The 14,002-nt window shown below is 72.8% G+C and carries 15 protein-coding genes; 3 read left to right on the forward strand and 12 right to left on the reverse strand.

The genetic code is table 11. From position 1 onward, the window contains the following. Positions 1–29: 29 nt before the first annotated feature. The 7 genes from aroQ to H1226_RS19175 form a co-directional block, all read right to left on the reverse strand. On the reverse strand, positions 30–470 hold the full coding sequence (aroQ, locus tag H1226_RS19145) for a type II 3-dehydroquinate dehydratase (protein ID WP_224956587.1): 441 nt from the start codon (positions 468–470) through the stop codon (positions 30–32). Then, positions 467–1,579 (reverse strand): 3-dehydroquinate synthase, encoded by a 1,113-nt coding sequence (aroB, locus tag H1226_RS19150; protein ID WP_224956588.1) that lies wholly within the window; start codon positions 1,577–1,579, stop codon positions 467–469. Before aroB ends, aroQ begins: the two co-directional genes overlap by 4 nt. Positions 1,580–1,655: 76 nt before the next feature. Then, complete coding sequence (locus tag H1226_RS19155; protein WP_258341942.1) at positions 1,656–2,201, reverse strand: shikimate kinase; 546 nt, start codon at positions 2,199–2,201, stop codon at positions 1,656–1,658. Beyond that, positions 2,201–3,406, reverse strand: coding sequence for a chorismate synthase (gene aroC, locus H1226_RS19160; protein ID WP_258341943.1), 1,206 nt, complete (start codon positions 3,404–3,406; stop codon positions 2,201–2,203). The genes H1226_RS19155 and aroC overlap by 1 nt, the downstream gene beginning before the upstream one ends. A 53-nt stretch (positions 3,407–3,459) precedes the next feature. After that, positions 3,460–4,113, reverse strand: a complete 654-nt coding sequence (locus H1226_RS19165) for a prepilin peptidase (protein WP_258341944.1) — start codon at positions 4,111–4,113, stop codon at positions 3,460–3,462. Between the two features lie 128 nt (positions 4,114–4,241). Further along, positions 4,242–4,697 (reverse strand): PTS sugar transporter subunit IIA, encoded by a 456-nt coding sequence (locus H1226_RS19170; RefSeq protein WP_224956592.1) that lies wholly within the window; start codon positions 4,695–4,697, stop codon positions 4,242–4,244. Beyond that, positions 4,694–4,930: a glucose PTS transporter subunit EIIB gene (locus H1226_RS19175; protein ID WP_224956593.1), complete on the reverse strand. Its 237-nt coding sequence runs from the start codon at positions 4,928–4,930 to the stop codon at positions 4,694–4,696. The genes H1226_RS19170 and H1226_RS19175 overlap by 4 nt, the downstream gene beginning before the upstream one ends. A gap of 289 nt (positions 4,931–5,219) precedes the next feature. On the opposite strand from H1226_RS19175, the gene H1226_RS19180 reads away from it, so the two are divergent. The 3 genes from H1226_RS19180 to H1226_RS19190 are packed head-to-tail and all read left to right on the forward strand — an operon-like array spanning position 5,220 to position 7,671. Next, on the forward strand, positions 5,220–5,996 hold the full coding sequence (locus H1226_RS19180) for a GntR family transcriptional regulator (protein ID WP_258341945.1): 777 nt from the start codon (positions 5,220–5,222) through the stop codon (positions 5,994–5,996). After that, a complete protein-coding gene (locus H1226_RS19185) occupies positions 5,993–7,357 on the forward strand; it encodes a PTS transporter subunit EIIC (RefSeq protein ID WP_258341946.1) in 1,365 nt (454 codons plus the stop codon). Before H1226_RS19180 ends, H1226_RS19185 begins: the two co-directional genes overlap by 4 nt. Positions 7,358–7,401: 44 nt before the next feature. Continuing rightward, positions 7,402–7,671, forward strand: coding sequence for an HPr family phosphocarrier protein (locus tag H1226_RS19190; protein WP_224956596.1), 270 nt, complete (start codon positions 7,402–7,404; stop codon positions 7,669–7,671). 65 nt (positions 7,672–7,736) lie between these two features. Here H1226_RS19190 and H1226_RS19195 read toward each other — a convergent pair whose 3' ends face one another. The 5 genes from H1226_RS19195 to alaS all read right to left on the reverse strand — a co-directional run bounded on the left by H1226_RS19195 (position 7,737) and on the right by alaS (position 13,883). Then, a complete protein-coding gene (locus H1226_RS19195) occupies positions 7,737–8,540 on the reverse strand; it encodes a S1 family peptidase (RefSeq protein ID WP_258341947.1) in 804 nt (267 codons plus the stop codon). A gap of 112 nt (positions 8,541–8,652) precedes the next feature. Further along, a complete protein-coding gene (locus H1226_RS19200) occupies positions 8,653–9,513 on the reverse strand; it encodes a shikimate dehydrogenase (protein WP_258341948.1) in 861 nt (286 codons plus the stop codon). Then, positions 9,500–10,717, reverse strand: coding sequence for an endolytic transglycosylase MltG (gene mltG / locus H1226_RS19205; RefSeq protein ID WP_258341949.1), 1,218 nt, complete (start codon positions 10,715–10,717; stop codon positions 9,500–9,502). Before mltG ends, H1226_RS19200 begins: the two co-directional genes overlap by 14 nt. Before the next feature lie 11 nt (positions 10,718–10,728). Beyond that, positions 10,729–11,211, reverse strand: coding sequence for a Holliday junction resolvase RuvX (gene ruvX, locus H1226_RS19210; protein WP_258341950.1), 483 nt, complete (start codon positions 11,209–11,211; stop codon positions 10,729–10,731). Beyond that, the gene (gene alaS / locus H1226_RS19215) at positions 11,208–13,883 is read right to left on the reverse strand and encodes an alanine--tRNA ligase (protein ID WP_258341951.1); all 2,676 of its coding nucleotides are present in this window, start codon (positions 13,881–13,883) and stop codon (positions 11,208–11,210) included. The genes ruvX and alaS overlap by 4 nt, the downstream gene beginning before the upstream one ends. Positions 13,884–14,002 lie beyond the last annotated feature (119 nt).

Here is a 14,002-nt window from a genome sequence, read left to right on the forward strand (position 1 = left end):
TCTCAACCGCCCGGACCCGAACCGGCCGCTCAGGCCTGGGCGGTGCGCTCCTCCGCGATCCAGCGCAGCGCCAGCGCGTAGCCGCGGACGCCCAGCCCGACGAGCACCCCGGTCGCGATGTCCGACAGGTAGCTGTGCCCGCGGAACGACTCGCGCTTGTGCACGTTCGAGATGTGCACCTCCAGCAGCGGACCCGTCAGCTGCGAGCACGCGTCCCGCACCGCGATCGAGTAGTGCGTCCACGCCGCCGCGTTCAGCACCACCGGGGTGCCCGCGTCGGCCGCCTCGTGCAGCCAGCCGAGCAGCTCGCCCTCGTGGTCGGTCTGCCGCACCTCGACGTCCAGGCCCAGCTCCGCACCGGTGCGCTCGCACAGCGCGACCAGGTCCGCGTAGGTCGTGGACCCGTAGATCGCCGGCTCCCGCGTTCCCAGCCGGCCCAGGTTCGGGCCGTTGAGCACCAGGACCTTCACAGGAACACCTCCGACCCGGCCTGCTTGCGCTCGCCGCCGGTCAGCGCCGAGTAGGCGGCCGCCACCAGCGACGGGTCCGGGCCCTCCAGCCTGCCCGGCTTCGCGAGGCCGTCGAGCACCACGAACCGCAGCATCCCGGAGCGGGTCTTCTTGTCCAGCTTCATCGAGTCCAGCAGCTGGCCCAGCGCGTCCGGGTCGTAGGACGTGGGCAACCCCAGCAGGTCCAGCACCCGCTTGTGCCGGTCCGCGGTCTCGTCGTCGAGCCGGCCGGCCAGCCGCGCCAGCTCCGCGGCGAACACGAGGCCCACGCTGACCGCCGCGCCGTGGCGCCACCGGTAGCGCTCCCGGCGCTCGATGGCGTGCGCGAGGGTGTGGCCGTAGTTGAGGATCTCCCGCTGGTGCGATTCGCGGAGGTCCGCGGCGACCACGTCGGCCTTCACCTGGATGCTGCGGCGCACCAGCTCGCCGAGCACCTCGCCCGTCGGGTCCAGCGCGGCGTCCGGGTCCTGCTCGATCAGCTCCAGGATGCGCGGATCGGCGATGAAACCGGTCTTGACGACCTCACCCATGCCCGCGATGAGCTCGTTGCGCGGCAGGCTCTCCAGCGTCGCCAGGTCCACCAGCACCGCGGTCGGCTCGTGGAACAGGCCGACGAGGTTCTTGCCCGCCTCGGTGTTGATGCCGGTCTTGCCGCCGACCGCGGCGTCCACCATGCCGAGCAGCGTCGTCGGCACGTGCACCACGCGCACGCCGCGCATCCAGGTGGCGGCGATGAAACCGGCCACGTCGGTGACCGCACCGCCGCCGAAGGACACCACGACGCCGCCGCGGTCCATGCCGATCTTGCCGAGGACCTCCCAGCAGAACCCGGCGACCGCGAGGCTCTTGCCCTCCTCGGCGTCGGGGATCTCGACCCGGTGCGCGTCGATGCCCGCGTCGGCGAGCTCCTCGCGCACGGCCTCGACGGTCGCGGTGATGCTCGGCTGGTGCAGCAGCGCCACCACCGAGGTCCCGCTCAGCAGCTCGACGAGGTCACCGAGCAGGCCCCGCCCCACGACCACGTCGTAGGGCTGCTCGGATCCGACCCTGATGCGCACCGGCTCGGGCATCGTTCTCCACTCATTCAGTCGCGGCTCGGCACACCGCCGGGACGTCGAGCGCCCCGCGGCGTTCCCCCGCGATTATTCACGCTTCGGCGGCCGGGTTGGTGCCGCCCGGACGGATCTCGGCGAGCTTCCCGGCGACCAGTTCCGCCAGGCGCCACGGTTCCAGGCCGTCGGTGGGCTGCTCCACGTCGGCGGCCTCCCGGTACAGCGGGAGGCGCGCGTCCAGCAGCGCCTTGAACGTGGCGCGCGGGTTCACCCCGGCCAGCAGCGGGCGGGACGTCTGGGCCAGCCCGGTGCGGCGGGCGCCTTCGGCCAGGCCCACGGTCAGGAACACCACCGGGTGCTCGGCGAGCAGCTTCCGGGTGCGTTCGGAGATCACCGCGCCGCCGCCGAGCGAGAGCACGCCGGGGTGCTCGTCGAGCGCGGTGGCCACGGCCTGCTCCTCCAGCGCGCGGAACGCCGGTTCGCCGTCGGTGGTGAAGATGTCCGGGATCGGTTTGCCCGCCAGCCGCACCACGTCGTCGTCGGTGTCGCGGAACGCCACGCCGAGGTGGTCGGCGAGCAGCCTGCCCACCGTCGTCTTGCCCGACCCCGGCGGGCCGACCACGACGGCGCGCGGCGGCATCAGCGCACCTGCCGCTTCTCGGCGCGCTCGGCCAGGGCGGCGAGGTAGCCCTCGACGTTGCGGCGGGTCTCCGGCAGCGAGTCGCCGCCGAACTTCTCCAGCACCGCCTCGGCGAGCACCAGCGCCACCATCGTCTCGGCGACCACGGCGGCCCGCGGCACGGCGGTGATGTCGGAGCGCTGGTGCATGGCCTGCGCCGGTTCGCCGGTGTCGGTGTCCACGGTGGCCAGCGCGCGGGGCAGGCTGGAGATCGGCTTCTTCGCGGCGCGCACCACGAGCGGTTCGCCGTTGGTGATGCCGCCTTCGAGCCCGCCCGCGCGGTTGCTGCCGCGGCTGACCCAGCGGGCGCCGTCGGCCGGGTAGATCTCGTCGTGCGCGGCGCTGCCCCGGCGGGTGGCGTTGGCGAACGCCTCGCCGATCTCGACGCCCTTGACGGCCTGGATGCTCATCAGCGCTCCGGCGAGGCGCGCGTCGAGCTTGCGGTCCCAGTGCACGTGCGAGCCGATGCCCGCGGGCAGGCCGTAGGCGATGACCTCGACGACGCCGCCGAGGGTGTCGCCATCGGCCTTCGCGGCGTCGACCTCTGCCATCATGCGCTCGGTCGCGTCGTCGCCGAAGGCGCGCACCGGGTTCTCGTCGATGGCGGCCAGGTCGTCCGGCCCGGGCAGCGCTTCGCCGGCGACGCTGACCGAGCCGAGGCTCACCACGTGGCTGACGATCTCGACGCCGAGCAGCTGCTGCAGGAACCGGCGCGCGACGGTGCCCGCGGCGACGCGGGCCGCGGTCTCGCGGGCGCTGGCGCGCTCCAGCACCGGCCGCGATTCCTCGAAGCCGTACTTCTGCATGCCGGGCAGGTCGGCGTGGCCGGGCCGCGGGCGGGTCAGCGGCTCATTGCGGGCGAGCCCGGAGAGCACGTCCTCGTCCACCGGGTCGGCGGACATGACCTGCTCCCACTTGGGCCATTCGGTGTTGCCGATGCGGACGGCGACCGGGCCGCCCTGGGTCCGCCCGTGGCGGACCCCACCGATGATCTCCAGCTCGTCGGATTCGAAGTTCATCCGCGGGCTGCGGCCGAAGCCGAGCTTGCGCCGCTCCAGCTGGGTCGCGATGTCGGCGGTGGTCACCTCCACTCCGGCGACCATGCCTTCCAGCACCGCCACCAGGGCGGGACCGTGCGATTCTCCGGCTGTCATCCAACGCAACACACCGAAATCCTGCCACGCAACGCCGCAGGCCGGGCGGGCCGGGTGCGGATCGGTCAACCGCTCCCGAGAACCGGGCCGACCGCCGTGACCAGCCAGGCGGGCAGCAGCATCGCCGGGCCGTGCGGCACCGCCGACCGCCGGACCGCGCAGGCGTGCAATGCGGTGAGCACCGCGCTCACCAGCACGCATCCGAGGACCGCGGGCACCGACACCGCGCCGATCAGCGCGCCGAGCGGCCCGGACAGCTTGAGGTCGCCCGGCCCCAGCGCGGGCGGCGAGAGCATCCGTACCAGGCCGTAGCACCCCGCGAACAGGGCGGCGCCGACGAAGGCCGAGACCAGCATCACGGCGTTCCCGGCGGCGCTCGCGGTCCCGGCCACCGCGGCGAACGCCAGCGGCCAGGCGGGCAGCGTCAGCGCGTCCGGGAGCCGGTGCGCGCGCAGGTCGCAGACCGCGAGCAGGACCCCGGCCCATCCGAGCAGCAGCGGCACCGGCGCCCACCACACCGGTAACGCCCCGCCCACCGTCCGGGCGGCGACCGGTGCCCACAGCAGCGCGGTCCCCGCTTCGCAGCACCACCTCGGCACCGGTATCCCGATGCGCGCGGAGCGCAGCAGCGCGCGGCCGGCCCAGCCGGCCACCGCGCCGAGCGCTCCGGCCGCGCAGGCGGCGCCGGTGAGGTGTGCGAACCCGCTCGTCAGATCCATGCGCCCAGCGTCGCGCCCGGACGCGGTGAGCTCCGTGCCGACATTCCCCGGCGTGTCGGCGTCCCCCACGACCGGACACGAAAGAGCGGCCCGCCGCACCGCTCGCGGGCCGCTCTCCGACGCGGGGGTCAGCCTTCGACGGTGAACAGCGGATCGCCCGCGGCGACCTCGCCGTCCTCGCGGAGGTCGTGCAGGGCCTCCGCGGTGAGGTCCAGCGCGATCACCGGGCACACCGCGGAGTACCCGGCCGCCTCCACCGCCGACGGGTCCCAGGACACGACGGGCGCGCCCGCTTCGACCGCGTCGCCCTTGGCGACGTGCAGGGTGAACCCCTCGCCCTTGAGCTGGACCGTGTCGATGCCCAGGTGCACCAGCACCGCGGTCCCGCCCGGCGCGGCGACCACGAACGCGTGCGGGTGCAGCGTGGCGACCGTCCCGGCGATCGGCGCGACCGCGTCCGCGGGCCCGGCCGCCGGTTTCACCGCCACTCCGGGGCCGACCATGGCCTGCGAGAACACCGGGTCCGGGACGTCGGCGAGCGCGGCGGCCAGCCCCGTCACGGGGCTCCGCACCTCCACGCTCACAGCAGGTCCTCGATGTCCCCGGCCAGCGTGTCCGCCTCCGGCCCGACGACGACCTGGACGACGGTGCCCTGCCGCAGCACCCCGTGCGCGCCCGCCGCCTTCAGCGCGGCCTCGTCCACGCGCGACTCGTCGCCGACCTCGCAGCGCAGGCGCGTGATGCACGGTTCGATCTCCACCACGTTGTCCCCGCCGCCCAGCGCGGCCAAGATCGCGGCGGCCTTGTTCTGAGCCACCCGAAGCTCCCTTCGTCTCCCGGCGGTCTACGTCCGTCCGGTGCGCGTTCGTCGTCCGGGAAGGGTCCCGCACTCGGTCGATCTTGCGTTACCGAGTGTCGAAGCGGCAACAAAAACAGCCCCGCCTTGACACCCATCCGTGTGAGCCAGCATTCTTCCGCAGCAACTGGTATAGACCGGACAGTACCAATGATCCCGATCACGGTGGAGCCGTTCCCGCCGGAACGATCCGGATCGATCCGGCAGACACCGCGGTCCGGCCGAGCAGGCCCTGATCAGGGAGGGCGTCGTGGCCCAGCGCAGCACAGCGGACGCGCTGCTCGACGGACCCACGCCCAAGCACGCCCAGTTGCGGGAGATCCTGCGGGAGCTCGCCGCCGCGCAGCTGCCGCCGGGCGCCGCGCTGCCCTCCGAACGGGACCTCACGCTGCGCTACGGCGTCTCCCGGTTGACGGTGCGCGAGGCCATCGGCCAGCTCGTGTCCGAAGGCCTGCTGGTGCGGGTCCGCGGCAAGGGCACCTTCACCGCCCGCCCCCGCGTCGACGTCCGGCTGGACCTGGCCTCGTTCACCGAGGACATGCGCCGCCGCGGCCTGCGCGCGGAGACCGAGGTGCTCGGCCACGCCGAACTGCCGCCGCCCCCGGACACCGCCGAAGCGCTCGGCCTCGAACCGGGTGCTCCCGCCTACTGGCTGACCCGGCTGCGCAAGGCCGACGGGACACCGCTGGCCGTGGAGCGCGGCTGGTTCCACCCGGCCGCGGCACCGGGCCTGCTCGGCCGCGACCTCACCGAATCCATGTACTCGCTGCTGGAGCGGCACTACGGCGTCCGGCTGGAGCACGCGATGCAGACGGTGCTGGCCGAGAGCGCCGACGCGGAGACCGCCCGGCTGCTGCGGGTGCAACCCGGCAGCCCGCTGCTGGTGTTCCGCCGCATCTCGACCTCCCGCGACACCCCGGTCGAGGACGTGCGCTCCTGGTACCGGGGCGACGCGTACCAAGTGACGATGCCCCTGCGAACCCAGGCCGGAACCACCGGCCGCCCACCCGAGGAGGTAGCCCCATGACCGTCGGCTCAGCGAGCGGCGGCGCGAGCTCGAAGGGCTTCGCGCTGCTGCAACGGCTCGGCCGGAGCCTGATGCTCCCGATCGCCGTGCTGCCCGCGGCCGCGCTGCTGCAGCGGCTCGGTCAGGAGGACCTGCTGGGCAGCGTCTCGGGGTTGCAGACCGTCGCCGGGGTGATCGGCGCGGCCGGCGGCGCCCTGTTCGACAACCTGCCGCTGCTGTTCGCGATCGGCGTGGCGATCGGTTTCGCCCGCAAGGCGGACGGCACGACCGCGCTGTCGGCCGCGGTCGGCTACCTGGTGCTGGCCGGGGTGATGTGGGAGATCACCGGCCAGGAGGCCGGGACCTCGTTCAACAAGGGCCCGTACGGCGTGCTCGGCGGCATCATCGCCGGTCTCGTCGCGGCCTGGTTGTGGCAGCGCTACCACCGGATCAAGCTGCCCGACTACCTCGGCTTCTTCGGCGGGCGCCGGTTCGTGCCGATCGTGACCGCGGTGGCCATGCTGGTGATCGGCACCGTGCTGGGCCTGCTGTTCCCGCTGTTCGACGCAAGCCTGACCGCGTTCAGCGACGTGGTGACCGCCAACGCCGTGCTCGGCGGCGGCATCTACGGCCTGATCAACCGGCTGCTGCTGCCGTTCGGGCTGCACCACATCCCGAACAACGTGGTGTGGTTCCTGTTCGGCGACTACCACGGCCAGAAGGGCGACATCGCCCGCTTCTTCGAGGGCGACCCGACCGCGGGCACCTTCCAGACCGGCTTCTTCCCGATCTTCATGTTCGCGCTGCCCGCCGCCGCGCTGGCGATCTGGCGCAGCGCGCCGCCCGCGCAGCGCAAGGTCGTCGGCGGCGTGATGCTCTCGGTGGGGCTCACCTCGTTCCTCACCGGCATCACCGAGCCGCTGGAGTTCTCGTTCATCTTCGTGGCGTGGCCGCTGCTGCTGATCCACGCGGTGCTCACCGGCACCTCGCACATGCTGGTGAACTACCTGGACATCCACTCCGGGTTCGGGTTCTCGGCGGGCGCGATCGACTACGTGCTGAACTTCGGCATCTCGCAGCGGTCGCTGTGGCTGATCCCGATCGGCCTGCTCTACGCGGTGATCTACTACTTCGTGTTCCGGTTCGTCATCACGAAGTGGAACCTGCGGACCCCGGGCCGGGAGGACGCGGGCGAAGGCTCGGCGCTGCTGGACGAGGGCCAGAGCAGCGGTGACGCGAAGCCGGCGAAGGCGGATCCGGCCGCGAGCGCCGAATCCCAGGAGAACTCCAGCTCCACCACGGCGACGATGTCCACCGACACCCCGGCCGAGAGCGGCGCCGATCCGAAGCCCGCCGACGGCGAGGGCACCGGCAAGTCCTGAGCCGCGCACCGGCTCCAGCACCTCCACCAGGAAAGGGGAACCCCATGCCCGAGCGACGGGTGACCGTGGCCAGCAAGGTCGGCCTGCACGCGCGTCCCGCCGCGCTGGTCGCCAAGGCGGCCGCGGCCCAGACCGTGCAGATCACCATCCGCAAGTCCGACACCGAGCCCGTCCAGGCCGGCAGCATCCTCGGGCTGATGACGCTCGGCGCCGGTCACGGCGACGAGGTCGTCCTCGCCGCCGAGGGCGACGGGGCGGACGCGGCCTTGGACCAGCTCGCGGAGCTCGTCGGATCGGATCTCGACGCGCAGTGACACCGTGCTGAAGCGGGGGTGGTGCCGGTCGGCACCACCCCCGCTGTCGTTCCGGCGTGCGGCGATCAGACCGCGTTCTGCTCGATCCAGTCCGCGTGCGCGGTCAGGTCGGTCCAGATCCCGGTGCCGGTGCCGCACAGCGGGCTCTCGTCGCCGTCGCGGCTGGTCGCCCCGATCAGCTCCCAGCGCCCCGGCTCACCGGTCAGCTGCGGTCCGCCGGAGTCGCCGTTGCAGCCCTGGGCGCCTTCGGTGGGGCTGTCCGTGCACAGCTCGGTGGCGCCGTCGAACTGGTTGGCGCACCGGTCGCCCGGGACGAGTTCGGTGTCCAGCTCCTGCAGCTGCGTCGGCAGCTCGGGGCACTGCTCCCGGTCGTCGCAGGTGACGCCCCAGCCGATGATCCGGGTCGCGTCACCGGGCGCGCCGGAGTCGGCGGCGAGCGCGATCGGCTGCTGCTCCACGGCCCGGTCCAGCTTCACCAGCGCCACGTCGTTGCCGGGGTTCTCCCCGTCGTAGCCGGGGTGCACGACCAGTTCGGAGACGCCCACCAGGGTTCCGCCGGTGGTGTTGTCCGCGCTGCCGACCCGGGCCTGCACGTCGCCCGGCTGCTGCCCGGCGGCGCAGTGCGCGGCGGTCACCACCCAGTCCGGCCGGATCAGCGAGCCGCCGCAGAAGTGGCCGCCGCCGTCGGTGAGTTGCAACGACACCATGAACGGGTACTGCTCGGTGGCATCGTGCCCGCCGACGATCATCGGTTCCATGTCGGGTTGGGCGGCGGACGCCGCCACCGGGGCCGCCGCGAGCGTGATCGCCCCCAGCACCCCCAGCAGCACTGCTCGTCCGTCCCGGGTCCGGCGGGTGGGTCGGGTCATCGCTCGCTCCTCGCTCCGTGCTGATCTGCTGCGAAGCGAGATTAGGGGGATCCGCGCGCCGGGGGATCAGCCGAACGGACAAGGCGATCTCGTCCTTCCAGCCAGGAAACGATCAGAGCGGGAGGGCGAGCTCCCCGCCGGTGGCGGCCAGCAGCGCGTCGCGCATCGCCGCGCGCGGCGCCGTCCTGCCGGTGAACAGCTCGACCTGGCCGAACGCCTGGTGCAGCAGCATGTCCAGCCCGGTCGCCAGCCGCCCGCCCGCCGCGGACACCGCGTCGGCCAGCGGAGTCGGCCACGGGTGGTAGATCACGTCGAGCACGCAGGCCGCCCGCGCCAGCTCGGCCGCGTGCGGATCGGCGGCACCCGCGGGCAGCGTGGAGACCAGTACGTCCACTTCGGACGCCGCCGCGCCCAGGTCCAGCGAGTCCAGCCGTTCGACCGACACCCGCAGCCCCACCTGCTCCGCGGTCAGCACCACGTCCCGCGCCCGCGCGGGCTCGCGCACCGCCACGGTCAGCTCCGCGAGGCCCAGCTCCGCGAACGCGGCGACCGCGGCGGCGGCCGTGCCGCCCGCGCCGAGCAGCAACGCGCGGCGGCCGCCGGTGAACCCGCCCGCGGCGCGCAGCGCACCGGTCACCCCGTCCACGTCGGTGCAGTCCGCGGCCCACTCCCCCGATCCGAGCCGGGTCAGGGTGTTCGCCACGCCGACGGCGGCGGCCCGATCGGTGACCTCCTTCGCCAGGCCCAGCGCGGCGCGCTTGCCCGGCATGGTCACCGACAGGCCCGCCCACTCCGGCCCGAGGGACCCGACGAGCTCGGCGAGCCCGTCGGCGTCCCGGTCGAACCGCTCGTAGCTCCAGCCGGTCAATCCCAGCTCGCGGTAGGCCGCGGTGTGCAGCACCGGCGACAAGGAGTGCCCGATCGGCGAACCGACCACGGCCGCCTTACGCCCGGTCCGATCAGAACGCGCCACGTTGCTGCGCCTCGGTGATGTAGCGGTCGTGCTCGGCCATCGTGGTGGCGAAGCAGGACGTGCCGTCCGGGTAGCACTTCACGAAGTACGCCCAGGTCCCTTCGGCCGGTTTCTCCGCCGCGACCACCGCGGCCGTGCTGACGGTGGAGATCGGCGTCGGCGGCAGGCCGTAGTTCTGGTAGGTGTTGTACGGCCCCGGCCGCCGGCGGTCCTCCGGCTTGGTCAGCAGCGTCGGCTTGTCCAGCGGGTAGTTGATCGTCGAGTCGAGCTGCAACTGCATCTGCGGGTCGGTCGTCCGGTTGTAGATCACCCTGGAGACCTTGTCGAAGTCCCGCTCGATGCCTTCGCTCTGCACCAGCGACGCGATCGTCAGCAGCTGGTACGGGGTGCGGCCGGTGCCGTCGGCGGCCTGCGGCAGGCCCGCGGCCTCCAGCAGCGCCGCGGACTTCGTCACCACCTGGCGCAGCACCTCCTCCGCGGGCTCGCCCGGCTTCACGTCGTAGATGCCGGGCATGATCAGCCCTTCGAGCCGCCGTTCCGGCTCGGCCTTCGACGCGCCCTCGATCGCCCAGTCCGGCACGCCCAGTGTCGCCAGGTCGGCGGTGCCCGCGGCCTCGTGCATCTGCTCCGGAGTGGTGCACTTGCTCTCGTCGCCGGTGCAGGTGGCCTCGGCGAGCTTGGTGAGGATGCCCGGCGTCTTGCCGCCGTCGGGGCTCTGCTGGTCCTCCAGCCGCTGCCCGCCGCGCACCTCGATGCGTCCGGTCTTCGCCTCCGGCGACAGGATGTGGCTGACCGCGGCCGAACCGGACATCTTCGACCGCATCAGGTAGAAGCCCGGCTGGATGCTGTTGATCTGCTTGTTGTCCTGCGCCGCCTTGGTGAACGCGGTGGTGGAGGCCACCACGTCCGCCTTCGACAGGGCCCGGCCGATGGCGCTGACGGTGTCGCCGGAGGTGACCTCCACGATCACCTCGCCGGTGCCCTCGCCTTCGTAGTCCTCGTAGGACCCGATCTGGAGCATCTGCATGGCGCCGTACACCACGCCACCGCCCACGAGCAGCAGGACCAGGAGTCCGGCCAAGGCGGTCACCGAACCGCGTCGTTTCCGGCGGCGCAGTTCGGCCCGCTGCTCGCGGGCCTCCCTGCGGCTTCGCCGCGGCGGCTCGCCCGCGTCATCCGCGAACAGGCCGAGATCGTCGCTCACGAAAGGTCCTCTCAGGTGGTCTGCGACCGGGCGTCAAGCCATGCCTGCAAGATCTCCACTGCGGCGGCCTGGTCGACCACGGCGCGTTGTCGCTTGCCGCGAACCCCCCGTTGGGAGAGCATGCGGCTCGCCGTGACCGTGGTCAACCGTTCGTCGTGAAAGCGCACCGGGACCGGGTCGATCCTGGTGGCCAGTGCTTCCGCGTAGGCGTGGGCGGATTCGGCGGCGGTGCCGTGCCTTCCCGCGAGCGTCTTCGGCAGGCCGATCACGACCTCGACCACCTCGTGCTCGGCGACCAGCTGGGCCAATTCCACCAGGTCGCGTTCCGCTTCCACATCTCGCTGGAGCGTGACCAGCGGGGTGGCCAGCATCGGTGCCGGGTCGCTGAGCGCGATCCCGACGCGCACCGCGCCGACGTCCACCCCGATCCGGCGTCCCGCTCCCGGGTCAGGGGCGTCGGCGGCCGGGCCGACGCCCCGCAATCCTGAGGTCACCCCTGGACCGCCTCGCCCAGGGCGCGGCGCAGCGCTTCGATCGCGGCGGGCACGCCGGCCGGGTTCGAGCCACCGCCCTGCGCCATGTCCGGCTTGCCGCCGCCGCGCCCGCCGACCTCGGCGGCGAACGACGGGACCAGCTTGCCCGCGGCGAGCCCGAGGTCCCGCGCGGCGTCGTTGATGCCGACCACGAAGGACACCTTGCCCTCGCCCGGGTCGGCGGCGAACAGCGCCACCACCGCGGGGCGTCCGGCGAGCCTGCCGCGGACCTCGCCGGCCAGCGCGCGCAGCGCACCGCCGTCCACGCCGTCCGGGACCTGCTCGGCGACCAGGCTCACGCCGCGCACGTCGGCGGCGCGCCCGGCGAGGTCACCGGCGGAGGACAGCACCTGCTGCACGCGCAGCTGCTGCAGCTCCTTCTCGGCGCCGCGCAGCCGGGCCACCACGCCCTCGATGCGCTCCGGGAGTTCTTCGGCAGGCACCTTGAACTGCTCGGCGAGCTGGGTGACCAGCAGGTGCTCCTTGCTGATGTGGCGCATCGCGTCCATGCCGACGAGCGCCTCCACCCGGTGCACGCCGGAGCCCACCGAGGAGTCCGCGACGAGCTTGACCACGCCTAGCTGGCCGATGCGGCCCACGTGCGTGCCACCGCACAGCTCCCGCGAGTAGTCGCCCATGTCGACCACCCGCACCTGGTCGCCGTACTTTTCGCCGAACAGCGCGACCGCGCCCAGCTCCATCGCCTTGTCCATCGTCGTGGTGTAGGAGGCGACCTCGACGTCGTTCTGCAGGTAGGAGTTGACCTCCTCCTCCACGCCGCCCAGCACCGCGGCCGACACCGAGGCGGGGGCGGTGAAGTCGAACCGCATCCGGCCCGGCGAGTTCAGCGAACCGGCCTGCGCCGCCCGCTTGCCGTAGGCGCTGCGCACCGCCGCGTGCACCAGGTGCGTCGCCGAGTGCGAGCGCTCGATGGCACGCCTGCGGTCGCGGTCCACCGCCGTCTCCAGCTCGGTGTCCACGCCCAGCTCGCCGGAGACGACCGTCGCGCGGTGCACGAACAGGCCCGGCACCGAGCGCTGCACGTCGTGCACCCGCACCTCGACGCCCGGGCCGACCAGGGTGCCGGTGTCGGCGATCTGGCCACCGCCCTCCGCGTAGAACGGGGTGCGGTCGAGCACCAGCTCCACCTCGGCGCCCGCGGCCGCCGACTTCGCGGGGACGCCGTCGACGAGCAGCCCCAGCACCCGGCTCTGCGACTCCAGGTCGGTGTAGCCGATGAACTCGGTGGTTCCGTGCTGGTCCAGCAGCGTGCGGTAGGTGGACAGGTCGCCGTGGCCGGTCTTGCGGGCCTTCGCGTCCTCCTTGGCGCGGCGCCGCTGCTCGCCCATCAGCTCGCGGAAGCCCGCCTCGTCCACGGCCAGGCCCTGCTCGGCGGCCATCTCCAAGGTCAGGTCGATCGGGAAGCCGTAGGTGTCGTGCAGCTGGAACGCCTTGGCGCCCGCCAGCTGCGCCCCACCGGCCTTCTTGGTGTCGGCGACCGCCACGTCGAAGATCTTCGAGCCGGCGGTGAGCGTGGTCAGGAACGCCTCTTCCTCGTTCCGGATCACCGAGTCGATGCGCTCGAACTCGGTCGTGAGCTCGGGGTAGGACGGCGCCATCGCGTCCCGCACGACCTGGGTGAACTCGCCCAGCACCGGCTCCTGCACGCCCAGCAGGCGGGTGGAGCGCACGATGCGGCGCAGCAGCCGGCGCAGCACGTAGCCGCGGGCCTCGTTGCCGGGGGTGACGCCGTCGCCGACGAGCATCACGCCGGAGCGGGCGTGGTCGGCGATGACGCGGAACCGCACGTCGTCCTCGGGGTTCGCGCCGTAGCTGCGGCCGGAGAGCTCCTCGGCCTTCGCGATCACCGGGCGCACCAGGTCCGTCTCGTAGACGTTCTCCACGCCCTGCAGCAGGCAGGCGACCCGCTCGACGCCCATGCCGGTGTCGATGTTCTTCGTCGGCAGCTCACCGAGCAGCGGAGCGCCCTTCTTCGGGCTCTCCTCACCCCGGATGTCCTGCATGAACACCAGGTTCCAAATCTCGATGTAGCGGTCCTCGTCGACGTTCGGGCCGCCCTCGCGGCCGTAGTCCGGGCCGCGGTCGTAGTAGATCTCCGAGCAGGGACCGCCGGGGCCGGGCACGCCCATGTCCCAGTAGTTGTCCTCCGCGCCGCGCACCTGGATGCGGGCCGGGTCGATGCCGGTGGTGTTGCGCCACAGCGCCGCCGACTCGGTGTCGTGCTCGTAGACCGTGACCCACAGCCGTTCCGGGTCGATGCCGTAGCCGCCGTCGGCGACCGAGGAGGTCAGCAGCTTCCACGCGTGCTCCATGGCGCCTTCTTTGAAGTAGTCGCCGAAGGAGAAGTTGCCCGCCATCTGGAAGAACGTGTTGTGCCGGGTCGTCTTGCCGACCTCGTCGATGTCGCCGGTGCGCACGCACTTCTGGATGCTCGTCGCACGCGGGTACGGCGCCGGGGCGTCACCGAGGAAGTACGGCTTGAACTGCACCATCCCCGCGTTCACGAACAGCAGGGTGGGGTCGTCCAGGATCAGGGAGGCGCTGGGCACCACGGTGTGGCCGGTGCCGCGGAAGTGCTCGGTGAAGCGGTGGTTGATCTCGTGGGTCTGCACGGTGGTTCCTTCGGAGGGTGCTGCGGGGTCGGGGTTCGGGGTCGCGGCGGGACGCGTGGGCGGGGCGTTCGGGGAACCGGGGGCGGTCCGCTACCGGCGGGCCGGGACGGGCCGCACCG

Origin of the sequence: Saccharopolyspora gregorii (assembly GCF_024734405.1) — a bacterium.
GTDB lineage: Bacteria > Actinomycetota > Actinomycetes > Mycobacteriales > Pseudonocardiaceae > Saccharopolyspora_C > Saccharopolyspora_C gregorii.

Excerpts from the sequence above, each read along its gene's own strand:
- aroB (WP_224956588.1), bottom strand. The coding sequence starts at position 1,579 with ATGCCCGAGCCGGTGCGCATCAGGGTCGGATCCGAGCAGCCCTACGAC.
- H1226_RS19155 (WP_258341942.1), bottom strand. The coding sequence starts at position 2,201 with ATGCCGCCGCGCGCCGTCGTGGTCGGCCCGCCGGGGTCGGGCAAGACG.
- H1226_RS19165 (WP_258341944.1), bottom strand. The coding sequence starts at position 4,113 with ATGGATCTGACGAGCGGGTTCGCACACCTCACCGGCGCCGCCTGCGCG.
- H1226_RS19185 (WP_258341946.1), top strand. The coding sequence starts at position 5,993 with ATGACCGTCGGCTCAGCGAGCGGCGGCGCGAGCTCGAAGGGCTTCGCG.
- H1226_RS19190 (WP_224956596.1), top strand. The coding sequence starts at position 7,402 with ATGCCCGAGCGACGGGTGACCGTGGCCAGCAAGGTCGGCCTGCACGCG.
- H1226_RS19195 (WP_258341947.1), bottom strand. The coding sequence starts at position 8,540 with ATGACCCGACCCACCCGCCGGACCCGGGACGGACGAGCAGTGCTGCTG.